Consider the following 22,996-nt stretch of genomic DNA (forward strand, 5'->3'; position numbering starts at 1 on the left):
GCATCAGGCCAATCGGGCCTCGACCGAATCCCTCGCCGCGTATCGCTGCCAGATCACGGAGTCGCGAATGATCGAGCCCTCGTCAGGTCAGGACCTGCCCCCGCCACGGAGACGGTGGCCGTCCTGCGCCGGAAACAACCTCAAGCACGACCTCCCTGCCTCTCTCGTCGTTTTCCTCGTCGCGGTCCCGCTCTCACTGGGCATCGCGTTCGCGTCCGGGGCGCCGATCGTCGCCGGCCTGACCGCCGCCGTCGTGGGCGGCGTCGTCGCCGGGTTCCTCGGCGGCGCACCACTGCAGGTCAGTGGCCCGGCCGCGGGCCTGACGGTCATCGTCGCCGAGACCATCGAACGGTTCGGCTGGACCACCACCTGCGCGATCACCGTGCTCGCCGGCGCCGTACAGCTGCTGCTCGGTGCGAGCCGTGTCGCCAGGGCCGCGCTCGCGATCTCACCGGCGATCGTGCACGGCATGCTCGCGGGCATCGGCGTCACGATCGTGCTGGCGCAGGTGCACGTCATCCTCGGCGGCGACACCCAGACCTCGCCCGTGGCCAACCTCGTCGAGCTCCCGGCGCAACTCGCCGGCTTCGACCGGGCCGCCGCCGCGGTCGGCGTCGTCACGCTGGCGGTCCTCCTGCTGTGGGGCCGGCTGCCCGCCAGGGTGCGCGTGCTCCCCGGCCCGCTCGCCGCCGTGCTGTGCGCGACCGTGCTGACCGTCGTCACCGGCCTGACGCTCGACCGCGTGGACGTGCCGGGCAACCTGCTGCACCTCGAGCTGGTGCCGACCTTCCCCGACGGCGACTGGACCGGTTTCGTCCTCGCCGTCATCACGATCGCGCTCGTCGCGAGCGTGGAGAGCCTCCTGTCCGCGGTCGCCGTCGACAAGCTCCACGCCGGCCCACGTGCCAACCTCGACCGCGAGCTGATGGGCCAGGGCGCCGCGAACCTCGCGTCCGGCGCGCTCGGCGGGCTGCCGGTCACCGGCGTGATCGTCCGCAGCTCCACCAACGTCGCGTCCGGCGCGCGCACCCGCGCGGCCGCGGTGCTGCACGCCGTGTGGATCCTCCTGTTCGTGGTGTTCCTCTCCGGGTTGCTGCGCGAGATCCCGCTCGCCGCGCTCGCCGGGTTGCTCGTCTACATCGGCGCGAAGCTCGTCGACCTCGGCCGGATCCGGGAGGTCCGGCAGCACGGCGACCTGCTCGTGTACCTCGCCACCCTGCTCGGCGTGGTCGCCATCGACCTGATGTACGGCGTGCTGATCGGCCTGGGCGTCGCGGTGCTGCTGACGCTGCGCCGCCTGCTGTGGTCGGGGATCCGCGCGGAACGCGACGGCGACGGGTGGCGCATCGTCGTCGAGGGCGCGCTGTCCGCGTTGTCGATCCCGCGCCTGTCGTCGGTGCTCGGCACGATCCCGGCGGGGGGCATGGTGACGCTCGAACTGGTCGTCGACTACCTCGACCACGCCGCGTTCGAGACCTTGTCCAGCTGGCAGCAGGCACACGAGCGCGGCGGCGGCACGGTGGTCGTCGAGGAGCTGGGACATCCCTGGTTCGCGCACGGCAAGGCGGGCAACCCGACGGTCCACAAGTCCGCGGCGCGCCGGGCGGTGCCGAGGTGGTTCGCGCCGTGGTCGGAATGGCAGCGCGCCACGGCGGGCCCCGTCGTGCCCCCGCAGCGGTCCGCGCCACCGTCGGTGCTGCGCGGCACGGCCGAGTACGAACGGAACGTGGCACGCCTGATGCGGCCCACATTGCGACGGCTCGCGGACGCCCACGCCCCGTCGACCATGTTCCTCGCCTGCGGCGACGCGCGGATCGTGCCGAACGTGATCACCTCGAGCGGGCCGGGCGACCTGTTCACCGTGCGCAACCTCGGCAACCTCGTGGGCACGGACGGCTCCGTCGCCGCGGCCGCGGAGTTCGCGGTCGGCACGCTCGGCGTACGGGAGGTCGTCGTGTGCGGGCACTCGTCGTGCGGTGCGATGAAGGCGCTGGTGAGCGGCCTGCCCGCGGGCACGCCCGCGCTGGAGTCGTGGCTGCGGCACGCGACACCGAGCCTCGACCGGTTCGGCACCCGGCCGCACCCGACGATCGAGGGACACGTCCCGGCCGCGGAGTGGGACCGGCTCGCGCTGCACAACGTGCTCGCGCAGCTGGACCGCCTGCGCACACAGCCGACGGTGGCCACCGCGCTGGCGGCGGGCAGGCTCCGGCTGATCGGCATGTACTTCGACGTGGCCGCGGCCCGGGTCTACCTCCACGACCCGGCAACGGGCGACTTCGGCCCTGCGTCCGTCCACACTGGACACTCGGTCGACTAGGCCGGACGACGTGGTGGCGCCGTTCCCGCGGATCAGCGGGCGGAGCGGGTCGGAGATCACCGGGCCCGCCCTCACCCTGGCGGGTGACCGGCTCCACTCCTCGTCACAGCGCGGCACGTCCGGTTCGGCCGCCGGCCGCATCACCTACGAGGTCACAGGACGATTTCGGAGGGTGAGGTCGATGTGAGCCCCTGTTACTGCGCGTGTACCGTCCCCGCCGGGTGGGTGAGGGCAGAGCGCGGGAAGGGGCCACGATGCGCGTTCTCGTCAGCGGAGTCACGTCGGACCTCGGTCGTGTGTTCGCGCGCGCGGCGGCGGGTGCCGGGCACGAGCTGATCGGGGTGGGCGACCAGGCCCACCCCGACCTGCCGCCCGAGGTGGCGTTCACCGCCGGTGACGCGGCGACCGCCGAGTCGCTGGTGGCGGGCACGGACGTGGTCGTGCACCTGTCGCCGGTGGAACGCGAGGTGCCCGGCTCCGGCGGCATCCCCGCCCTGCGCAGGCTGGCGACCGCCGCGGCACGGCACGGCATCCTGTTCGTGGCGCCGATCGCGCACGGCCCGGACGCCGCCGACGCCGACAAGGTCGTGCGGGACAGCGGCCCCCGGCACGTGGTGATCCGCACGGCCCCGCTCGGCGGCAGGCTGCTCGACTGGCAGGCCTGCCGCACCGCCGCGACCCTCCTGACCGCGCCGAAGGACACGCCGTGGCGGCTGCTGCACCACGACGACCTGGTGCGCTTCCTGCTGCACGCGATCACCGGCGAGCGGGTCGGCGTCGTCGCGCTCGCCGCGCAGGACGTCGTGTTCGCGGGCGCCGCGCGTGAGGTGCTGCGCGGGGTGTCGGCGCGCGGCATCCCGGCCCACCCCGCGATGTCCACATCAGACCGCAAGGGCAGCGCGCGGGACTGGGGTTTCGAGTGCGGCTGGTCGTCCGCGGACGTGCTCGCGGACCTGGCCCGTGGCGCCCGCGGCCGCAAGCTGACCAAGAACGGCGCCGTCGCGTCGGCCGTCCGGTTGCCGATCCCGGTGCACGTCCCGCCACGTCGCCGCCAGCCGGAGGACGGCACCGCGCTCACGTCCGTGTCGCTGCCGAGCATGGCGGTCGAGATGGACGACCGCATCGACCCGCGCTACCCGGTGTTCGCCGCACAGCAGACCGCCGAGCTGTTCCCCGGCCCGCTCACGCCGCTGTCGATCGACGTGCACACCGCCGGTCTGCGCGCGGCGGGCCGCACCCTCGCGGAGGTCCTCGGCCTGCCCGCCGCGGTCGCCGACGAGTGGGCGAGCCGCGGTCACGCCGTGTTCGGCCACCACCTGTACGCCGGGGTGTCCGCACTCGCCGCCGCCCCGCCGCCCGGCTGGCACGAGGACACGGTCACCGACCAGCTGATCGGCCCGCGTGCCGACGCCGACCTGTTCCCCGACGAGCGGCCCGCGAAGCGGGGGATCGTCACGCGGCTGGGGGCGTGGGTCCGGTTCGCGGGCATGGCCCGGCGCTACCGGACGTCCGTGCGCGACTTCGCCGCCGCCGCGGTGGCCGAGCGGGTCGAGGACGTGACCACGTTGTCCGACGGCGCGCTCGTCGTGCGGGCCCAGCTGCTGCGGGACCGGCTCGGCGAGGGCTGGACGCTCACGCGGCTCGGCCAGTTCGTCGCGTACTTCCTCGGCGCCCCGCTGCGCAAGCGCGCCAAGGCCGACATCGCGGCACTCGGGCGGGGCGTGGACATCGAGCACGAACCCGTCTACCCGGCCGTCACGGAACTGGCCGAGCTGCTGCGCGCCGACGACGACCTGCGCGGCCTCGCGGAGTGGGGCGACATCGACGCGGTGCGGCAGAAGTCGCCGGAGTTCGGGGCCGCGTTCGACGCGGTGCTGGCACGCATCGGGCACCGGGGACCGTGCGAGACCGAGCTGTCCGGCGTCCCGTTCGGGCAGCGTCCCGAGCTGGTGTTCACGGCGGCGCTGAGCGCGTCCCGCCGGCCGGAGCCGGAACCGCCCGCCGCACCGGAACCGCCTGTGGAGAAGGAAACCGAGGACACCGCCGACGACACCGCCGAGCCTGTCACGTCCGAGGAGGACACTCCGGAGCCCGCGCGGGAAACACCGGTGAAGGCGAAGCGGACGGTGCTGGAGAGGCTGGCGATCGCGGGGCGCAGGCAGCGTGACGTGGCCGTCGACGCCACGGTCCGGTACACCGACGAGCTGCGTGCGGTCGTGCGTGAGTGGGGCGGCAGGCAGGTGCGCGCCGGCCGTCTCGTGGACGTCGACGACGCGTTCTACCTGACGCTCGACGAGCTGCTCAGCCCGCCCGCGGACGCGCTGCGGCGGATCGAGCGCCGCCGCGCCGACGGCGAACGGCTGCGGAAGGTGCGGATGCCGGCGGTGGTCACCGGGTCGTGGCGCCCGGAGGCCGCGGTCGACCCGGTGCCGGAAGGCAAGCAGCTGTACGGGATCGGCGTGTCCCCTGGCGTGGCGGAGGGCCTGGTCCGGGTGCTCGCGGACGACAAGGCGGACGTGGAACCGGGCGAGATCGCGGTCGTGCGGGTGGCGGACGCGGGCCGCGTCGCCCTGTTCGGTCCGGCGGCCGCGATCGTCACCGACTTCGGTGGCCCGTTGTCGCGGGCGGCGGTCGTGGCTCGGGAGCTGGGCATTCCGTGCGTGACCGGTGCCAGGGACGCCGCCGCGCGGCTCGCCCCCGGCACGCTGGTCCGCGTCGACGGCACCACCGGCGACGTGCTGGTTCTCGCCCCGGCACCCATGACCGCGCACTAGGCCGGGACGGCGAAACGCCCCACGGCCACGAACACCGTCGCGGCGAGGTAGGCCAGGTCGGCGCTCAGGTACCGGAACTCCTGCCGCCGGATGCGGGTGATCGACGCGCCGACCATGATCATGGCCAGCCCGATGGCTGCGACCGGCACCAGCCCCGGCGCGATGTCGAGCACGGCCGGCAGGATCAGGCCGATGGCGCCGAGGACCTCGAGCGTGCCGATGGCCTTGACAGCACCGCCGCTGAAGTCCTCCACCCAGTGCGCGCTGGGTCCGGTGGCGGCGATCCGGTTCTTCGGGATGATCACTTTGCCGCCGCCGCCGACCAGGTACGCGGTGGCGAGCAGGCCGGCGACGATCCACAGTGCGATGTTCATGCACACGAGTCACCGGCGGCACGCCTGGCGTGACAGTGACGTGCGCCGCTCAGGCGGGACGGCGGCCGAACGCGCCGGGCCCCGCGTGGAACAGGCCGATCAGCAGCACACCCGTGCTGACCGACGCGAACGCGGCGACCGGGTGCGTCGGCAAGTCGGCCCACCGCAGCGCGAGCGCGGCGAGCACGAAGCCCAGCCAGCCGGCGACCAGGTTCGGGATCGGCCCGTTGCCGAGGGCGCAGGGGTAGTCCCGTCTGGTGATGCCGCGGACGAAGTGGGGGAGTGCGTTGCCCGCCAGCAGTCCGCCGAACAGACCGAGCAGGATCGTGTGCCACATCAGGGTTTCTCCTGGAGCTGGGGGAGCAGGACGGTGTCGACGAGCTTGGCGAGGAAGTGGTCGTCGAGCGGGTCACCGGTGACGAGCTGCCGCGACAGCAGGGCGGCCGAGGTCAGCTCGGCGAGCCACTCGTGGTCGGCGCTCTCGGGCAGCAGCGCGGCGAACGCCTCGCGCTTGTGCTCGAAGACGGCCCGCCGCACGGTGTCCGCGAGTTCGGGGTCGTGCCGCATGGCGCTCAGCAGCCCGAGGACGAGCGCGGCGTCCTGAGCGACGAGGCTCTCCCGCAGCGCGCGGAGGTGGGCGAGGAGGTCGGTGCGCAGGTCGCCGGTCGGTTCGGTGGTCGCGAGCGCGGTGCCCGCGTACCGGCTGACGGCCGCCGTCACCAGCGGCGCCTTGTGCGACCAGCGGCGGTAGACGGTCGCCTTGCTGGCGTTCGCCCTGGCCGCCACCGCTTCCACCGTCAGCCGGTCGTAGCCGATCTCGCTCAGGACCGCCATGGTGGCGAGGAGGATCGCCTCTTCGCGAACGTCGCTCCGTGGTCGGGGTGCCATAAACGAAACGCTACCGTTTCGAAATACGCTCGGCAAGCGTCTCCGGGTCAGATCGACCCGGAGACTCTGCGGGTACCGGGTGGTTTGGGGAGCGCGGTGACCGCCGCGGCCGTCTCCGCGAGACGAGTCCTGAGTTCCTGATCACCCGGCCGGATCGCCGCGACGACGAGCTTGGCCGCCCGAATCGCATCGGATTCCGGTGCGGGTGGCGGGGCGGTGGTGCCGTCGGCGACGGTCTGGTGGACCGTTCGGTAGGAGTAGACGAGCAGCAACACGACGGCCGCGAGGCACGGCAGCCACACGACGTTCTGCCAGCCGTCGAGGTCGAGCGCGCGTGCCGACTCGGTCACGACCACCAACTCGCCCACCGCACCGGACAACGTCAGGGTCGCCGCCGCGAACAACCCCGAAACACGAAACACCTTGTTCCGCTTGGTGGCCAGCAAAAGGACAGGTGCGGCGGCGACGAACGCGACCGCGATCGCCGCGCCGACCGTGGCCAGTGCGATCGACTGGTCGGCATCCGCACCGAGGAGCGCCTTCACGACATCCGACGAGCCCACCACTCCGGTCAGCAAGCCTCCGATGACGGTCACGTTGCCTGCCCAGCTGTCCTTGAAGGACCACGCCGCGTCGAGATAGGGCAGTTCGTCCTCCTCGTGGGCTCTCATCTGACGTCGCCAGAGCATGATCGCCAGCGAGGCGAACAACACGAACACCGCGGGGAACACCAAAAGCACGGACCAGGAAGACGCGGACGCCGGTGATGGCGCCTTGGCGAGGACGTCCACCTGGGTCGCAGGTGCGATCACCAGGAGCCGCAGGCCCGCGTCCGGGACGGGACACGTCTCGGGGATCGTGATCGTGACCGTCGTCGGCTGGGCGCGGGGGAGCGTGTCCGGTTGGGCGACGAGTCCACAGCCCGCGTCCGGCCTACGCGGCCTGATGACGATGTCCAGGTCCTCGTCGGTCAGATTGGTGACGAGGAGCGACACAGTGCCGTCGGCGCTGACCTCCGGTGACGTGTCGTCGATCGTGAACGAGGCAGGGTCGGCCATGGCCCGCGGCATGCAGAGCAACGTCGCCGCGATGACCACGACCACGAGAAACGCACTCCTCATCGAGCAACCCCCGTTCGAACACGGAACGTATTGGGGGATTCGCGGGTAGGCTCGGCACCGTTACGGCGAACGGAGTAGGCGACATGAGTGGCGACCAGGAACCGATCGACGCGGAGATCGTCGAGGAGAGCAAGGCGCTCGACACGCCGCCCCCGGTGGTGCCACCCAGCGACTACACCGAGGGAGGCGTCCCGACCTTCGACTACGTGCGCGACCGGATCGAGAACCGGGTGAACACGGAAATCGGGGCCGCCGAACTGGCCGACGCCACGCCCGAGGGCAAAGCCGTCGAGGACCAGTTCGAGGCGCGCAGGAAGGCCGGGCTCGACAAGCTGGAGGAGATCCGCCGCTCGATGCGCGACCGCTGACTCACGCGGTGAACGGCGCGAGGTCGAACCGGCCCCACGCGATGAACGCCGCCAGCCCGAGGTACACCACGTTCAGCAGCACCAGCTTGTACTGACCGAGGCGGCCGTGGGTGACCATCGCGCCGACCATCAGCAGGATCCAGCAGACGGCGGTCACCGGCACCATGACCGGTGCCACGTCGACCACGGCAGGCACGGTCAGGCCTACCGCGGCCAGCAGTTCCAGGACCCCGAGCGTCCTGACGAAGCCGGTGCTGACGCCCGCGGTCCACTCCCCGCCGTGCGACGCGGCCAGTTTCTCCTTGGGCAGGAACGACTTCGTCATGCCGCCGAGTAGTGCGACCGCGGCGAGCAGGCCGGTGGTGATCCACAGCGCGAGGTTCATGAGGTTCTCCTTCGTTCTCGACCTCATGACTCGGCCGCGCCAGACGTGGTAACCGAACGTGAAGCAGATCACGGCTCCGTCGGCAGGCTCACCCGGAACGTGGTGCCGTGCCCCCGGTTTCGTCTCCAGCGCCACCTCGCCGCCGTGTGCGGTGACCAGCGACCACACGATCGCCAGGCCGAGGCCCGCGCCGCCGCCCTGGTCGCGGGTGCGGGACGTGTCGGCGCGGTAGAACCGGTCGAACACCTTCGCCGCCGCCTCCGGCGGCAGCCGCGGGGTCGGGGCACCCCGCAGCGACAGTCCCCGCTCGTCGAGCTGGGCCAGCAGCAGCAGGTCGTCCACCAGACCTGTCAGCCGCAACGACTCCCGTTCGATGCGGTCCATCGTCGCGTCGATCTCCGCGCCGCCCATCCGGTAGAGCTGCGCGAAGCCGCTGATGCCGGCCAGCGGCGTGCGCGGCTCGTGGCTCGCGTCCGCGACGAACCTGCGCAGCCGTTCCTCCGACCGTGCCCGCGCCGCGACGGCCGCCTCGATCTGTGCCAGCATCCCGTTCGGCGACGCGGTCAGCCTGCCGACCTCGGTGGTGTCGGCCGTCGTCGGCGGGACCCGGCGGGACAGGTCGCCGCCCGCGATCGCGGCCGCGGTCTCCTCGATCCGCCGCAGGGGGCGCAGGCCCGCCCGCACCCAGAACCAGCCGACCACCGCCAGCAGCCCGGCGCCGACCAGCAGGCACAGGAGCCGCACCCGGTTCATCGTCGCGTCCACCTGGGACAGCGCGCGACCGACGAGCCCCAGCACCTCGTCGACCCGCTTCCTGCCGATGCCCGCGGTCTGCGCGAGCGCGAGCAGGTGGTTCGCCGCGGTGCGACCGGGATGGACGGCACGGGCGTCGAGCAGCGCACCGACCACGTGCAGCGGGCGCACCAGGTCCGCGTACCGCCTCCCGCGGACCGGTCACACCGCCCGCGGTCGGGGCGTCCAGCCCGAGGACGAGCTGCATGGTCGTGGACTTGCCCGCGCCGTTCGGCCCCAGGAACCCGGTCACCCGGCCGGGCGCGACGGTGAACGTGAGGTCGTCGACGGCAGGTGACGGGTTCCTGGGAACCGGCGCGCGTTCCTCGGCGAACGGCCGCGGGTTCCCAGGAAACTCCCAGGAACTACTCGGGGTCGGCGTACCGGTCCATCTCCAGCAGCGCGTCGGTGGCCAGTTCGACCAGTGCGCGCAACGCCGACCGCGACACGGTGAACTCGAACGCGTCCGACGGCAGCCACCCGCACGTGATCTGTGCCTGGTCGGGTCCGTCGACGCTGACCGCGAGCGGGCAGCCCTCCCTGATGATCACGTACGAACTCACGACAAGACTCGCGCCCAGCATGGTTTTCTCCTGTTTGTCACGCGGCGAGGTCCGCTCGATCGGGTGAACCGTGCGGCAGCGATCGCCTCGACTTGATCACGCCAAGCCTCGCGTCCGCTGCGTTCGCCCAGTTCAGACCCGGTGGGGAGGGGGAGCGGACCTGGTGTTCGAGCCGCGGGGTCCGCGGTTAGATTCCGCATCGGCGGTTGACCAAGTCCGCTTATAATTAAGCTCGCTTGAATCAAGTATAGCAAGCTCAAATATGTAGCCTGATGGGGTGAACCAGCGTGCACGAGACAGCCCTCCCGCCCGCGCTCCGGTCCGGGAGCCCGGCGCTGTTCAAGCGGACGATCGCGCTGTCGCTGAAGAAGTGGCGCCTGGAGGCGAAGCTCCCGCAGAAGGACGCGGCCAAGCGACTCGACCGGACGGTCCAGCACATCAGCAACCTGGAGTCCGGACAGCTGCCCACGGCCGCCGACCTGGAGCTGCTGCTCGGTCTCTACGGCAAGGCCGACCGGATTCCCTTCATGCGCGAGCTGCTTTCCGCCGCTCGCAAGGCAAGGAACTGGTGGACCGCGTTGTCGGGCGTGACCCCGAAGTGGTTCGACCTCTACCTCGGACTGGAGTCAGGAGCGGCCGAGCTGTACAGCTTCGACACGGTCGTGGTGCCCGGGTTGCTGCAGACCCGCGAGTACGCGACTGCTGTGCTGCGCGGAAATCCCGACCTGAGTGACGAGCAGCTCGAGCAGGGCGTGGAGCTTCGCCTTGGGCGGCAGCAGATCCTCGATCGGGCCGAGGATCCGGTCCACCTCTGGACTGTGCTCGACGAGTCGGTTCTCTACCGGCAGCGCGGTGATGCCAAGGCAATGCGCGACCAGTTGAAGCATCTGCTGGAGATGTCGAAGCGTCCGAGGACCGACATCCAGGTGCTCCCATTCGAGGCGGGCGCCACTCCCGCGCAGGACGGCGGCACGTTCACGGTGATGACGTTCCCGCCGGAGATGGAGAACGATCCCGGTCTCGTCTATCTGGAGTTGCTCACTGGCGGGCAGTACTTCGAGAAGGCGGACGAGATCGCCGAGTATCGGCGGGCGCTCACGCGATTGCACGCTTTGGCGGCTGACCAGAAAGCCTCGCGTGGGATCATCGAGAGAGCGATGAGGGAGGTGAAGTGATGCGGGAGCCAGTGTTCCGCAAGTCCAGCTTCAGTGGTGGTCAGAACGGATCTTGCGTGGAGATCGCGCACGGCGCGGTGGCGTTCAGCATCCGTGACTCCAAGAACGTCCCCGGTCCCGTGCTGACGCTCGACGAGTCCCAGGGGGTGGCGTTTCTCGCTGCGGTGAAGCGGTTTCGCTGACAGGTGTGTGCCCCGCATCCGGTTAGGGTGCGGGGCATGACCATGGCGATCGAACTGGCCCGCTTCACCGTCAAGCCCGGCACGGAGGACACCCTGCTCGCCGAGCGCCCCGCGATGATCACCGCATTGCGGCAGCGGTTCCCCGGTTGTGTCGCCGCGTTCCTCACCCGCGAGGAGGACGGCTCCTGGCTCGACATCCTCGTCTGGCGCACCCGCGCCGAAGCGGACGAAGCCGCGGCGCGGATCGACACCGTCCCGGAGGCCGTGTCCTGGTTCCGGCACATCGCCGAGTCCGGCGGGCTGCGCCACGTCGAGGTCCGCGACTCCTGGATCGCCGACACCCTGGTCGGCGACCCGCGCTGACGGTGATCAGCGCACCCGAGCCCACTCGTTCAACAGACGGCGTGCCGACCCGCCGACCGGCCCCACCGCGTCGGCCAGCGTGGCCGCGTCGGGCAGGTGAGCGCCGTCGATCGCGGCCACTGCCTCGCCCGCGTCGTCGATCGTCGACGAGCAGACCGCCAGCAGGTAGTCCGGCACCGTGAGGGCGGGATCGGTGACCCCGACGAGCGGCGTCCCGACCGCCGCGACCAGCGGGAACACCGTGCCGGGGATGCCGATGGCCGCCTCCGCGCGCGCCGACGCGGTCACCGAGGGGACGTCGGCGATCTCGTAGTCGTCCCACAGCGTGCGGTCCTCACGCGGGTGCAGGCCGACGAGGATCCGCTTACCGGCGGCGGCGAGCTTCTCCGCCGCCGCCAGCAGGAGTTCGGTGCCCGGTGCCGCGCCGCCCGTGCCGTCCGGGTGGGTGACGCTGGTCAGCACCAGCACGAGGTCCGGTTCCGGTGCCCGCGTGGGCAGGTTGTCCGTCTGCGGTGAGCCGACGATCGTGGGGCGGCGTCCCGTGCCGAGGTAGGCGCGGAAGGCCCGGCCCTCGGCGGGCGACGACGACGTGATGATCCGCGGCCGGATCTCCTTGGCACGCGGCGCTTCCACCGGTCGCTGGTAGGCGAGCGAACTGGCGGCCACGGGCAGCCTGCGGAACCGGTCGACGCAGTCGGCGGGCCAGTCCCCGGCGCCGGTGACGACGAGCAGGTCCGCGCGGGGCGCGTCGGCTGGCGTCGCGACCGGCACGGGGTCGCCCGGCGCCACCCCCGCGTAGTCGGGCACGAGCTGCGTGAGCTGCCAGCCGCGCCGCGCGACCTCGGCGAGCAGCGGTCTGACGTGGTAGGTGCCCCACGGCTCGTTGGTCGCGACCAGCACGCGGCGGCGTGCGGCGGGCGCGGCGATGGCCGTGCCGGTCCCGACCGCGACGGCCGCCGCGCCGGCCAGGGCACCACTGAGGAATGTCCGGCGGTTGATCATGCGCGGAACCTAGCCGCCGGTCGCGGCCCCCGGGTGAACCGGCGGGAAACGTTCAGCGCAGCGAGACGGTCAGCAGGACGACGGCGTCCGTCAGGGCCGCGAGGCCGTGGCGCTGGTGGGGGATGGCCGTCAGGTGACCCGCGTCCAGGACCCACTCGCGGTCGCGGGTGTGGAGACGGACCCGGCCCTCGACGACCTGCAGTGTCGCCGCGGGCGGGGCGTCGTGGTCGGCCATCGACGCGCCTTCGCACAGAGCGATGAGGGTCGCGCGCATGGCGGTGCCCGTGACGAGGGTGCGCGCGGTGCGGCGGGAGTCGTGGCCTCGGGCCTCGGTGAGCAGCTCCTTGGCCGCTGTGTCGAGTTCGGTGATCTCCGGATGGCCGGTCATCGCGCGCTCCCAACCTCGTCGTAGGTGTTCGCCACCACCAGTGCAGCAGGTTCACCGGCGCCTCGCTCGTTCTGCGAGTCCCCGGCGTACCAGTGGACCCTACCTTCGTAGGGTTGTGGGGAATTTCTCCCGCTCAGTACGTTCGGTTGGTCGGGGTATTCGACCTCGGAATCAATTTCCATCGCATTGTGTTTCTTGACCCCTGCTATGAAAAGGAATACGCGATGTCGAGGTTTGTGGTGAAACTGTTGACGGTGGCGGCCGCCGTCGTCGGGTTCGTGCTGTTCGGGATGCCGGTCGCGCAGGCGGCGGACGGGCAGGCCGCGGACGTCGGGACGCAGGCCTGGTCGTACCACATCGAGTCGTCATGTGCCGGGTGGGAAGGACCGATCCGGCAGGGCGCCAACTACTGGGGCGACGTGACGGAGGGCGGCGGCACACCCGTGCGGTGCCAGAACTCCGCGATCACCGACTGTGGCTTCCTCGCCGACGGAATCGAGACCACGGACGTCCACGGAAATCTGATCGTCGTCGGCTGCAACTACGGCGCCGGTCAGCTGATCAAATTGTTCCCGGGCGCGGTGAACGATCCCGCTCTCCTCGCCGCGCACGAATTCGGGCACAACTGGTACGGGCATTCCTACGACGGGTGCGCCTCCTGGGCGAGCCCGACGGACGTGATGGCCACGACCATGTGCTGACGCGGACCGCGGACGGGTGGCCCCGGGGTCACCCGTCCGTCACGACCCCGTCGGCCACGTGCAGGTGTCGCGTGGTGTGGACCGCCGCCAGCATCCGCCGGTCGTGCGTGACCAGCAGCAACGTGCCCGGGTAGTTCGCCAGCGCCGACTCCAGCTGCTCGATCGCGGGCAGGTCCAGGTGGTTCGTCGGCTCGTCGAGGACCAGCAGGTTCACGCCGCGGGCCTGCAGCAACGCCAGTGCGGCACGCGTCCGCTCACCCGGCGACAGGCTGTCCGCCGGGCGCAGCACGTGCGCCGCGGTCAGCCCGAACTTCGCCAGCAGTGTGCGCAGGTCCTGGGGCGTCGCGGACGGCAGCTGCGCCTCGAACGCGGCGAGCAGCGTCCGGTCGTCGGTGAACAGCGCGCGGGCCTGGTCCACCTCGCCGATCCGCACGCCCGACCCGAGCGTGGCCGTGCCCTCGTCGAGCGGCAGCCTGCCGAGCAGTGCGGCGAGCAACGTCGACTTGCCCGCTCCGTTCGCGCCCGTGATCGCGACCTTGTCCGCCCAGTCGATCTGCAGGTGCACCGGCCCCAGCGTGAACGACCCGCGCCGCACCACGGCGCCGCGCAGCGACGCGACGACCGTGCCCGAGCGGGGTGCCGCGGCGATCTCCATCCGCAGCTCCCACTCCTTGCGCGGCTCCTCGACCACCTCGAGCCGCTCGATCAGCCGGTCGGTCTGCCGTGCCTTCGCCGCCTGCTTCTCGGTCGACTCGATCTTCTTGTTCCTGCCGATCTTGTCGTTGTCGGAGGACTTGCGGCGCGCGTTGCGCACACCCTTGTCCATCCACGCGCGCTGCGTGCGGGCCCGCTGCTCCAGCGACGCCCTGGTGTCGGCGTACTCGTCGTACCGCTCCCGCGCGTGCCGCCGCGCCACCTCGCGTTCGGCGAGGTAGGCGTCGTAGCCACCGCCGTAGACGTTGACCTGGTGCTGGTGCAGGTCCAGTTCGAGCACCGAGGTCACGGTCCGCGCCAGGAACTCGCGGTCGTGGCTGACCAGCACGGTCGCCGAGCGCAGCCCGGTCACGAACGTCTCCAGGCGCGCGAGCCCGTCGAGGTCCAGGTCGTTGGTCGGCTCGTCGAGCAGGAACACGTCGTAGCGCGACAGCAGCAGCGACGCCATGCTCGCCCGCGCCGCCTGCCCGCCGGACAGCGACGTCATGGCCGCGTCCAGGCGCACGGTCAGGCCGAGGTCGGCGACCACGTCGTCCATCCGCTCGTCGAGGTCCGCGCCGCCGAGCGAGAGCCAGCGCTCCAGGGCGACCGCGTAGTCCTCGTCCGCGCCCGGCTTCCCGTCGGCGAGTGCCGCGGTCGCGACGTCGAGATCGGCCTGCGCGGCGGTGACCCCGGTACGGCGGCCGAGGAACCCGCGAACGTCCTCGTCCGGCCTGCGGTCCGGCTCCTGCGGCAGGTACCCGACGGTCGCGGTCGGCGGCGACAGCCGGACCGTGCCCTCGTCGGGCGCCCGGACCCCGCCGAGCATCCGCAGCAGCGTCGACTTCCCCGCCCCGTTGACGCCGACCAGCCCGACGACGTCCCCGGGCGCGACCACGAGATCGAGATCGGTGAACAGGACGCGGTCCCCGTGCCCCGCCGTCAGCCCCTTGGCGACCAGTGTTGCGCTCATCGGAGACGAGCCTAGATATGAGGAAACCCCGCGGTACTGCCAGGGCTGAACATGAGGAAACCCCGGGATGCTGCCAGGTCGGGGGGTAGCCCGCCTCCCCGCGTTTCAAAGTGTTGGTCCCGACCCGGCGGCGGTGCGGAGAGCAGGTGGTTGGTGGCTGGCTGCCGTCACGTTCCCCTGGGGTTCCCTTGGTCGACACCGGGCCTGAGCACAGGGAAACCCCGGGATGCTGCCAGGTCGGGGGTCCGCCAGCACCTCGGGGTTCAATGGGGTGATCGTCGTTGCCCTCCGATGCGTTACCCGATCTTCTAGCCGATTTCCGCGTTCACGCGTTCCGGGGCCAGCAGGTACTCCAGCATCAGGTGCGCCGCCCCCGTCACGCCCGCCAGCCGGCCCGTGCGGGTCGTGACGACCTGCAGGTCCTCGGTCGCCATCGGCAGGCAGCGTTCGTAGAGCGTGGACCGGAGGCTCGCCACGAACGGTTCCGCGCGGCTGAACTGGCCGCCGACCACCAGCACGTCCGGGTTGAAGAAGTTCACGATCGTCGCCAGGACCTCGCCCGTGGCCTGGCCCGCCTCACGCAGCATGCGCGTGGTCACCGGGTGGGCGTCGCGGGCCAGCTCGACGACCTCGGCCGGGTCCGACACCGTGACGCCCGCCGCGGTCAGGTCGCGGACCAGTGCCGCGCCGCTCGCCACCGCGTCCAGGCAGCCGTTGCGGCCGCACGAGCACTCGACGTCCTCCCGGCCGTGCACCGCCAGGTGGCTGATGTCGCCCGCCGCGCCCACCGCGCCGTGGTGCAGCCTGCCGGACGCGATGACGCCGCAGCCGATGCCGGTGCCCGCCTTCACGTAGACCAGGTGCGCCACCGGGTCGGCGCTGTGCTCGCCGACCGCCATGAGGTTCGCGTCGTTGTCGACCACCACCGGCAGGTCCGTGTGCGCGGCGAGCACCTCGCGCACGTCCACGCCGTTCCAGCCCGGCATCCGCGACGGTGACACGACCCGTCCGGTGCGGGCGTCGACCGGGCCCGGCACCCCGACGGTGATGCCGCGCAACGGGATCGTCCGCTCGGCGAGGCGCTGCACCTCCGCAAGCATCTGCGGCAGCACCACCGACGGGCCGTCGCCGATCCGGACCGGCTGCTCGTGCTCGGCGAGCAGCGCGCCGCACATGTCGAAGACCGCCAGCGACGCGTGGTGGCTGCCCAGGTCGATCGCCGCCACCGCACCCGAGTCCGCCCGCAGCGCGAGCCGCCGCGGCCGACGGCCGCCGTGGGACTTCCCGTCACCGGCTTCCCGCAGGTAGCCGTGGTCGATCAGCGCCTGCACCCGGCCGGCCGCCGTGGACGCCGACACACCGAGCAGCCTCGCCACGTCGGACCGCGACGCCGCGGCGCCGGACCGGATCAACTGCAGCACGCCGCCGGGGGAGTCGGGCGCGGCCTGGGGACCAGTCATGGGCTACTTCATACCAGCTTGTTACGAACTCAGCTTGACTTGTTTCGATTTTTGGACCTACGGTTCCGACATCCGGCGTAAGTCGAAGGGAACTTTCCATGAAGCGTCGCCTGTTCGTAGCCATGACCGGCGCACTCGCGGTCGCGCTCGCTGGATGCGGCAGCGGTGGTGACTCGGCCGTGCCGCCCGCGGGTGGCGGCGCCACGAGCGCGGACCTGTTCGCGGACGCGCCCAAGGCCCCGGCCGACGCGATCGTGCCCGGCTCCACCATGGAGAAGATCAAGCAGCGCGGGAAGCTGGTCGTCGCCGAGGCGCTCGACGCACCGCTGTTGTCCCAGCAGAACCCGTCGAACCCCGACGAGGTCGCCGGCTTCGACGCCGACCTCGCGAAGCTGCTCGCCGTCTACATCCTCGGCAAGCCCGAGGTGGAGATCGTGCCGCCGGCCACCGAGACCCGTGAGGCGCTGCTCGCCAACGGCACCGTCGACGTCGTGTTCAACACCTACACGATCACCGAGGAGCGGGCCCAGCAGGTCGCGTTCGCCGGGCCGTACTTCGAGTCCGGTCTCGCGGTGGCCGTGAAGAGCGACAACACCGACATCAAGGGCGTCGACGACCTCGCGGGCAAGACCGTGATCGTCGGCGCCAACACCCCGGCCGTCACCGCGGTGCCGGAGAAGGTGCCGACCGCGAACGTCGTCCCGTTCGGCACCGACCCGCAGGCCGTGACCGCCCTGCTGCAGGGCCGCGGCGACGCCTACGTGCAGGACCTGACGCTGCTCGCCAGCAACGCCAAGGCCAACCCGAAGCTCAAGGTCGTCGGCAACCCGTTCACCACCGAGCCCTACGGCATCGGCCTCCGCCACGGCGACGACGACTTCAAGAAGTTCGTCAACGACTGGCTGAAGAAGATCCAGGACGGCGGCCAGTGGGCGGCGGTCTGGGAGAACTCGCTCGGCACGGTCGTCGACGCCGAGGCGCCGGAGCCGCCCGCCATCGGCTCGGTGCCCGGGTCCTGATGGACGCACTGCTCGACAACCTCGCCCCACTGCTGCAGGGCCTCGTCACCACGCTGTGGATGGCGGCCCTGTCAGCGGTGGGCGCGCTGGTGCTCGGCGTGATCGTGACGGCGATGCGCGTCAGCCCGCTCCCGGTGCTGCGCGGCGTCGCCTTCGCGTACGTGCAGCTGTTCCTGAACGTGCCGCTGCTCGCCCTGCTGGTGCTGTTCGTGTTCGCGCTGCCCGACGCCGGGCTGTTGATGCCGCTGCCGATGACCGCGGTCGTCGTGCTGATCATCTACGAGGCGGCGTACGTCGCGGAGGCCGTGCGGTCGGGCGTGAACACGGTCGCGCTCGGGCAGGCTGAGGCGGCGCGGGCGCTCGGGCTCACGTTCCGGCAGACGCTCGGGTCGGTGATCCTGCCGCAGGCGCTGCGGGCGGTCGTGCAGCCGGTCGGCAACGTGATGATCGCGCTGGTGATGAACACGTCCCTGTTCGCCGCGGTCGGGATCGTGGAGCTGACGGCGGCCGCGAACAAGACGAACCTGATCCACGCGCAGCCGATCCCGATCTTCGTCGGCGCCGGGCTCACGTACATGGCGCTGGCGCTGCTGATCGGCCTCGGGACCGGATGGCTGGAGCGACGGGTGGCGATCGTGCGATGAGTACGGTTCTGTACGACGCACCGGGGCCGAGGACCCGGCGGCGGATCTTCATCTGGTCGGTCGTCAGCGCGCTCGTGCTGGCAGGGCTGGTCGGGCTCGGGCTGTGGCAGTTCGCGGAACACGGCCAGCTCGACGCGGCCAAGTGGACGCCGTTCACGCAGTGGCCGATCTGGGAGTACCTGTTCGTCGGTCTGCTCGGCACGCTGGAGGCCGCCGCGTACGTGGCCGTGCTGAGTGCCGTGGCAGGCGTTTTCCTCGCTCTGGGAAGGCTTTCCCGCGTACGGCCGGTCCGCTGGCTCGCGACCGGGTACATCGAGATCGCCCGCACGCTGCCCGTGCTGCTGATGATCTACGTGACCTTGTTCGCGCTGCCGTCCGCCGGGGTCAACCTGCCGACGCTGTGGAAGCTCGTGCTGCCGCTGACCGTCGCGAACTCGGCCGCGTTCGCGGAGATCTTCCGGGCGGGCATCCTGAGCCTCCCGAAAGGACAGTCGGAGGCCGCGGTCTCGCTGGGACTGTCCGGGGTGCAGACGATGCGGCACGTGGTGCTGCCGCAGGCGGTCCGGCACGTGACGCCGTCGCTCGTGAGCCAGCTGGTGAGCCTGCTGAAGGACACGTCGCTGGGGTACGTCGTCGCGTTCACGGAACTGCTGTACCGGGCGCAGGTCCTGTCCGCCTACAACCACCTGCTGGTGCAGACGTTCCTCGTGGTCACGTTCATCTACCTGGTGTGCAACGGGACACTGTCGTTCGCCGCGCACCGGCTGCAACGCTGGGAGAAGCATGGCTGAGCTGGCGGTCGTCGAGCGGTCCGGTTTCGTCGAGAGCAGACATCACGGCACACTCGTCGGCCTGGCGGCCGACGGATCGGTCGCGGTGTCGCTCGGTGCGGTGTCGGCGCCGATCCTGCCGAGGTCGTCGACGAAACCGTGGCAGGCGGCGGGGTGCCGCGCGGCCGGGCTGGAACTGTCCACGGCCGGGACCGCGCTGTCCGCGGGCAGCCACACCGGCGAGGACCGGCACGTCGCGCTGGTGCGGGAGATCCTCGCCGACGCCGGGCTGTCCGAAGAGGACCTGCGGTGCCCGGCGGACTGGCCGGAGGACGAGGCGACCCGGCACCGCATGATCCGCGACGGCGAGGGCCCGAGCCGGGTGCGGATGAACTGCTCCGGCAAGCACGCGGCGATGCTGGCGGCCGCGGTCGTCAACGAGTGGTCCACCCACGACTACCTGTCCCCGGACCACCCCGTGCAGAAGACGATCCGCGACCGGCTCGAGTCGGTGGCCGGTACCGTGGCGCACGTGGCCGTCGACGGCTGCGGCGCACCGCTGTTCTCGACCACGGTCCCCGGCCTGGCCCGCGCGGCCCGCGCCATGGCGACCGCGTCGCTGCGCACCCCGGAGGGCGCGGTGGCCGCCGCGATGCGCGCCGAGCCGGACTTCGTCGGCGGCACCGGCCACGAGAACAGCGAGTTCATGCGGCTGGTGCCGGGCTCCATCTGCAAGGGCGGCGCCGAGGGCGTGCTGATGGCCGCCGCCGCGACCGGGCAGGCCGTCGCCATGAAGGTGATCGACGGCAGCCCACGCGCCACCACGCTGCTGGCCCTGAGCGTGCTGGGCGCGCTGGGCGTGAACGTCTCGGGCGCTGCCAAGCTCGGCGAGCTGCCGGTGCTGGGCGGCAGCGTCCCGGTCGGCGAGATCCGTGTTAGCGACGAGGTGCGCGCGGCACTGCCCTGAACCGCGTTACCGTGCCGGGGTGGATCTCTTCTCACGCTCCTGGACGGCGCTGCTCACCGCGGTCGCCGACGTGCCGGACGAGGACTTCGAACGGCCGTCGGGCTGCGCGGGCTGGTCCGTGCGGGACCTCGCCTGCCACCTGGTCATCGACGCGCAGGACGTCCTCATCACCCTGGTCACACCGGCCGACACCGAACCGACCGCGGACGCGGTCACCTACTGGGAGGTCGGCCACACCCCGCCCACCGGCGACGACCCGCTCTCCGCGCTCATCCCTCGTCTCGCCGCCGCGTACGGCGAGCCGCGCTGGCTGAAGTTCCACCTCGACGACGTCGGTTCCGCCGCGGGCCGCGCCGCCGTGCTCGCCGACCCGGACACGCGGGTGAGCACGCAGGACAAGGTGCTGACCGCGGGCGACTACCTGTCCGCGTACGTGATCGAGTGGACCCTGCACCACCTCGACCTCATCGCACACCTGCCGGACGCCGCCGACCCGCCCGCCGACACCCTCGCCGCCGCCCGTGACCTGCTGGAGAAGATCGCCGGGACCGCGTTCCCCGCGTCGTTCTCCGACACGGACGCGCTGCTGGTCGGCACCGGCCGCCGCGCGCCGACCGACGCGGAGAAGGTCGCGCTGCCCGCCGTCACGCTCCCGCTCGTGCTGGGCTAACGCCGGTTCGTGCGTGCGGTCGGCGTCGCCGTCGTCGGGTCCTCCGGCCACGGGTGCTTCGGGTAGCGGCCACGCAGCTCGGCGCGCACCTGCCGGTAACCCTCCTGCCAGAACGTCGCCAGGTCCCGGGTGACGGCGACCGGGCGGCCGGCGGGGGAGAGCAGGTGCAGCAGCACCGGCACCCGGCCGTCCGCCACCGCCGGGGTGTCGAGCCAGCCGAACGTCTCCTGCAGTTTCACCGGCAGCACGGGGTCGTCCGCCGAGTAGTCGACGCGGATCCGCGCGCCGGACGGGACCTGGATGCGGTCCGGTGCCAGCTCGTCGAGCCTGCCCGCGGCGGGCCAGGGCAACAGCCGTTGCAGCGCGCCGTGCGTGTCGACCTTCGCGAGGTCGGCGCGACGGCGCGCGGTCGCCAGCTCCGGGCCGAGCCACACCGGCGCCGCCGCCAGCAACGCGTCGTCGTCCACGGCGGGCCACGGGTCGCCGAGCGCGCGGTGCAGCAGCGCCAGCCGTTGCCGCAGCCGGGTCGCGGAATCGTGCCACCGCACCAGGTCCAGGCCCTCGGTGCGCAACCCGTCGACGAGCGCCGCCCGCACCCGGTCCGGGTCGGGGTCGGGCAGTGGCCGCTCTCGCAGCACGATCGCGCCGAGGCGGCGCACGTGCCGGGCCACCACGTCCCCGCCCGACCACGCGATCTCGTCCACGTCGGACAGCAGCGCGGGTGCAGCTCGCTCGGCCAGCGCCTGGTCGGCGCGGGCGGCGAGCCGGATCTTTCCCTGCGTACGGCCGGGCTGGCGGTCCGCGCTCGCGACGGCCAGCCACTCCGCGTCCGGGCCGCCGTCCAGTTCCGCCGCGGTGCCGCCCGCCATGAGGTACACGTGCGAGCCGGGCGCGCGGCGGCGCGCGAGCCGTTCCGGGTGCGCGAGCGCGACCACCAGCGCCGGGTCGGGTGTCCCGTGTGGACCGTCCGGCACGAGCGCGGCCAGCCTGCGGACCTCGCGCGCCCACCGCTGGTCGCCGTCGCGGCGCAGCCGCCGCAGTCCGTCCTCGACGGACGTGCCGGTGGCGAGCGTGTCGTCGTCGAGGAGCGCGACGACCTCGGCGGCGGCTGTCGCGCCCACCACGTCGGCGCCGTCCAGCAGCGCCCGCGCGAGGCGGGGGTGCAGGCCGACGTCGGCGATCCGCCCGCCACGCGCCGTGACCCGGCCGTCCGCGTCGAGCGCGCCCAGCGCGGTGAGCACCGCCCGGCCCGCCGCGAGCGCGCCCGGGGGCGGCGGGTCCCACCAGTCGAGCGCCGACCCGTCCGGCGTGCCCCAGCAGGCCAGCTCCAGGGCCAGGCGGGTCAGGTCGGCGGTACGGATCTCCGGCTCCGGCTGCGTGGGCAGCGTGGCGTGCTCGTGCTCGGCCCAGCAGCGGTACACCCGACCGGGTGCCTCCCGGCCCGCGCGACCCGCCCGCTGCTCGGCCACCGACAGCGACACCCGGGTGGTGACCAGCCCGGCGAGCCCTCGGCGGTGGTCCATCCTCGGCACCCGTGCCAGCCCGGAGTCCACGACCGCCCGCACGCCCGGCACCGTCAGGCTGGACTCGGCGACCGCCGTGGCCAGCACGACCCGGCGGTCCGCGCCCGGCGTCAGCGCGACGTCCTGCTTCGCGGCGGGCAGCCGGCCGTGCAGCGGCACCGTGCGCACCCCGGACAGCAGGCCCATGACCCGGTTGATCTCACCCGCGCCCGGCAGGAACACGAGCACGTCGCCGTCCTGCTCGGACAGTGCGGTGTGGACGGTCCGCGCCACGCGCTGCTCGATCCGCTCACCCCGGGCCGCCGGTGTGTAGGTGACCGTGACCGGATGCGTGCGGACGTGCGCCTCGACCACCGGCGTGCCCTCGCCGAGCAACGCGGCGACCCGCTCACCCGCGACGGTCGCCGACGTGGCGAGCAGCCGCAGGTCGGGCCGCAACCCGGCGCGGGCGTCCAGCAGCAGCGTGAGCAGCAGGTCGGCGTCGAGGTGGCGCTCGTGGATCTCGTCGAGCAGGACGGTCCCGACCTCCTCCAGGCCCGGGTCGTGCTGGAGCCGCCGGACCAGCAGGCCGGTGGTGACCACCTCGATCTTCGTGTCCTTCGACGTCCTCCGGTCGCCGCGCACCGCGTAGCCGACCGTCCTGCCGACGGGCTCGCCGATCAGCCGCGCCATCCGCGTGGCGGCGGCACGGGCGGCGAGCCTGCGTGGCTCGGCGACGACCACCTTGCCGGGGCCGTCCGCCAGCGCCAGCGGCACGACCGTGGTCTTGCCGGTACCGGGTGGCGCGACGAGCACCGCGGCCCCGTGCCCGTCGAGCGCGGCGGTGACGTCGCCGAGCACCGCGCGGACCGGCAGGTCGGGGAGGGGAAACACGCCATGAA

General features: G+C 72.3%; 23 protein-coding genes and 1 pseudogene. 12 read left to right on the forward strand and 12 right to left on the reverse strand.

Going from position 1 to position 22,996, the window contains the following annotated elements; translation table 11 throughout:
• The first annotated feature begins 67 nt into the window (after window positions 1–67).
• Entirely contained in the window at window positions 68–2,320 is a 2,253-nt protein-coding gene (locus ACIBVP_RS02735) for a SulP family inorganic anion transporter (RefSeq protein WP_396104217.1), read from the forward strand.
• 254 nt (window positions 2,321–2,574) lie between these two features.
• Window positions 2,575–5,094 carry a PEP-utilizing enzyme gene (locus ACIBVP_RS02740; protein WP_396104218.1) on the forward strand — a complete coding sequence of 840 codons (2,520 nt, stop codon included), beginning with the start codon at window positions 2,575–2,577 and terminating at the stop codon, window positions 5,092–5,094.
• Here ACIBVP_RS02740 and ACIBVP_RS02745 read toward each other — a convergent pair.
• The 4 genes from ACIBVP_RS02745 to ACIBVP_RS02760 are packed head-to-tail and all read right to left on the reverse strand — an operon-like array spanning window position 5,091 to window position 7,477.
• Window positions 5,091–5,468 carry a DoxX family protein gene (locus ACIBVP_RS02745; RefSeq protein ID WP_396104219.1) on the reverse strand — a complete coding sequence of 126 codons (378 nt, stop codon included), beginning with the start codon at window positions 5,466–5,468 and terminating at the stop codon, window positions 5,091–5,093. The two genes, ACIBVP_RS02740 and ACIBVP_RS02745, sit on opposite strands and share 4 nt — an antisense overlap.
• Before the next feature lie 49 nt (window positions 5,469–5,517).
• On the reverse strand, window positions 5,518–5,805 hold the full coding sequence (locus tag ACIBVP_RS02750; protein WP_396104220.1) for a hypothetical protein: 288 nt from the start codon (window positions 5,803–5,805) through the stop codon (window positions 5,518–5,520).
• A complete protein-coding gene (locus ACIBVP_RS02755; protein ID WP_396104221.1) occupies window positions 5,805–6,356 on the reverse strand; it encodes a TetR/AcrR family transcriptional regulator in 552 nt (183 codons plus the stop codon). The genes ACIBVP_RS02750 and ACIBVP_RS02755 overlap by 1 nt, the downstream gene beginning before the upstream one ends.
• Before the next feature lie 47 nt (window positions 6,357–6,403).
• Entirely contained in the window at window positions 6,404–7,477 is a 1,074-nt protein-coding gene (locus ACIBVP_RS02760; protein ID WP_396104222.1) for a hypothetical protein, read from the reverse strand.
• Between the two features lie 83 nt (window positions 7,478–7,560).
• Between ACIBVP_RS02760 and ACIBVP_RS02765 the strand changes: the two genes are divergently transcribed.
• On the forward strand, window positions 7,561–7,845 hold the full coding sequence (locus tag ACIBVP_RS02765) for a hypothetical protein (protein ID WP_396104223.1): 285 nt from the start codon (window positions 7,561–7,563) through the stop codon (window positions 7,843–7,845).
• 1 nt (window position 7,846) lies between these two features.
• Here ACIBVP_RS02765 and ACIBVP_RS02770 read toward each other — a convergent pair whose 3' ends face one another.
• The 3 genes and pseudogenes from ACIBVP_RS02770 to ACIBVP_RS02780 form a co-directional block, all read right to left on the reverse strand.
• On the reverse strand, window positions 7,847–8,983 hold the full coding sequence (locus ACIBVP_RS02770; protein ID WP_396104914.1) for a DoxX family protein: 1,137 nt from the start codon (window positions 8,981–8,983) through the stop codon (window positions 7,847–7,849).
• Between the two features lie 27 nt (window positions 8,984–9,010).
• Window positions 9,011–9,314 (reverse strand): annotated as a pseudogene (locus tag ACIBVP_RS02775) (ATP-binding cassette domain-containing protein); the annotation flags it as partial.
• Between the two features lie 73 nt (window positions 9,315–9,387).
• On the reverse strand, window positions 9,388–9,606 hold the full coding sequence (locus tag ACIBVP_RS02780) for a hypothetical protein (RefSeq protein ID WP_396104224.1): 219 nt from the start codon (window positions 9,604–9,606) through the stop codon (window positions 9,388–9,390).
• Window positions 9,607–9,872: 266 nt separating this feature from the next.
• Here ACIBVP_RS02780 and ACIBVP_RS02785 point away from each other — a divergent pair, with 266 nt between their 5' ends.
• Genes ACIBVP_RS02785 through ACIBVP_RS02795 form a run of 3 tightly spaced genes read left to right on the forward strand, consistent with a single transcriptional unit; the run spans window position 9,873 to window position 11,305 of the window.
• Window positions 9,873–10,760 carry a helix-turn-helix transcriptional regulator gene (locus ACIBVP_RS02785; RefSeq protein ID WP_396104225.1) on the forward strand — a complete coding sequence of 296 codons (888 nt, stop codon included), beginning with the start codon at window positions 9,873–9,875 and terminating at the stop codon, window positions 10,758–10,760.
• On the forward strand, window positions 10,760–10,942 hold the full coding sequence (locus ACIBVP_RS02790) for a DUF397 domain-containing protein (RefSeq protein ID WP_396104226.1): 183 nt from the start codon (window positions 10,760–10,762) through the stop codon (window positions 10,940–10,942). The genes ACIBVP_RS02785 and ACIBVP_RS02790 overlap by 1 nt, the downstream gene beginning before the upstream one ends.
• A 36-nt stretch (window positions 10,943–10,978) precedes the next feature.
• A complete protein-coding gene (locus ACIBVP_RS02795; protein WP_396104227.1) occupies window positions 10,979–11,305 on the forward strand; it encodes an antibiotic biosynthesis monooxygenase in 327 nt (108 codons plus the stop codon).
• Between the two features lie 6 nt (window positions 11,306–11,311).
• Here ACIBVP_RS02795 and ACIBVP_RS02800 read toward each other — a convergent pair whose 3' ends face one another.
• Together ACIBVP_RS02800 and ACIBVP_RS02805 are read right to left on the reverse strand one after the other, a co-directional pair.
• A complete protein-coding gene (locus ACIBVP_RS02800; RefSeq protein ID WP_396104228.1) occupies window positions 11,312–12,307 on the reverse strand; it encodes a hypothetical protein in 996 nt (331 codons plus the stop codon).
• A 52-nt stretch (window positions 12,308–12,359) separates the two neighbouring features.
• The gene (locus ACIBVP_RS02805) at window positions 12,360–12,695 is read right to left on the reverse strand and encodes a hypothetical protein (RefSeq protein ID WP_396104229.1); all 336 of its coding nucleotides are present in this window, start codon (window positions 12,693–12,695) and stop codon (window positions 12,360–12,362) included.
• Window positions 12,696–12,919: 224 nt separating this feature from the next.
• On the opposite strand from ACIBVP_RS02805, the gene ACIBVP_RS02810 reads away from it, so the two are divergent.
• Window positions 12,920–13,396 carry a hypothetical protein gene (locus ACIBVP_RS02810; protein ID WP_396104230.1) on the forward strand — a complete coding sequence of 159 codons (477 nt, stop codon included), beginning with the start codon at window positions 12,920–12,922 and terminating at the stop codon, window positions 13,394–13,396.
• A gap of 28 nt (window positions 13,397–13,424) precedes the next feature.
• Here ACIBVP_RS02810 and ACIBVP_RS02815 read toward each other — a convergent pair whose 3' ends face one another.
• Together ACIBVP_RS02815 and ACIBVP_RS02820 are read right to left on the reverse strand one after the other, a co-directional pair.
• A complete protein-coding gene (locus ACIBVP_RS02815) occupies window positions 13,425–15,062 on the reverse strand; it encodes an ABC-F family ATP-binding cassette domain-containing protein (protein WP_396104231.1) in 1,638 nt (545 codons plus the stop codon).
• A 308-nt stretch (window positions 15,063–15,370) separates the two neighbouring features.
• Complete coding sequence (locus tag ACIBVP_RS02820) at window positions 15,371–16,522, reverse strand: ROK family protein (protein WP_396104232.1); 1,152 nt, start codon at window positions 16,520–16,522, stop codon at window positions 15,371–15,373.
• A gap of 98 nt (window positions 16,523–16,620) precedes the next feature.
• On the opposite strand from ACIBVP_RS02820, the gene ACIBVP_RS02825 reads away from it, so the two are divergent.
• The 5 genes from ACIBVP_RS02825 to ACIBVP_RS02845 are packed head-to-tail and all read left to right on the forward strand — an operon-like array spanning window position 16,621 to window position 20,592.
• On the forward strand, window positions 16,621–17,541 hold the full coding sequence (locus ACIBVP_RS02825; RefSeq protein ID WP_396104233.1) for a glutamate ABC transporter substrate-binding protein: 921 nt from the start codon (window positions 16,621–16,623) through the stop codon (window positions 17,539–17,541).
• The gene (locus ACIBVP_RS02830; protein WP_396104234.1) at window positions 17,541–18,185 is read left to right on the forward strand and encodes an amino acid ABC transporter permease; all 645 of its coding nucleotides are present in this window, start codon (window positions 17,541–17,543) and stop codon (window positions 18,183–18,185) included. The genes ACIBVP_RS02825 and ACIBVP_RS02830 overlap by 1 nt, the downstream gene beginning before the upstream one ends.
• Entirely contained in the window at window positions 18,182–18,976 is a 795-nt protein-coding gene (locus ACIBVP_RS02835) for an amino acid ABC transporter permease (protein ID WP_396104235.1), read from the forward strand. Before ACIBVP_RS02830 ends, ACIBVP_RS02835 begins: the two co-directional genes overlap by 4 nt.
• Entirely contained in the window at window positions 18,969–19,922 is a 954-nt protein-coding gene (locus tag ACIBVP_RS02840; RefSeq protein ID WP_396104236.1) for an asparaginase, read from the forward strand. Before ACIBVP_RS02835 ends, ACIBVP_RS02840 begins: the two co-directional genes overlap by 8 nt.
• Window positions 19,923–19,941: 19 nt before the next feature.
• Complete coding sequence (locus ACIBVP_RS02845) at window positions 19,942–20,592, forward strand: maleylpyruvate isomerase N-terminal domain-containing protein (protein WP_396104237.1); 651 nt, start codon at window positions 19,942–19,944, stop codon at window positions 20,590–20,592.
• Here ACIBVP_RS02845 and hrpB read toward each other — a convergent pair.
• A complete protein-coding gene (hrpB, locus tag ACIBVP_RS02850; RefSeq protein WP_396104238.1) occupies window positions 20,589–22,988 on the reverse strand; it encodes an ATP-dependent helicase HrpB in 2,400 nt (799 codons plus the stop codon). The two genes, ACIBVP_RS02845 and hrpB, sit on opposite strands and share 4 nt — an antisense overlap.
• Between the last annotated feature and the right edge of the window lie 8 nt (window positions 22,989–22,996).

This window comes from Actinophytocola sp. NPDC049390, assembly GCF_044466355.1.
Taxonomy (GTDB): Bacteria; Actinomycetota; Actinomycetes; order Mycobacteriales; family Pseudonocardiaceae; genus Actinophytocola.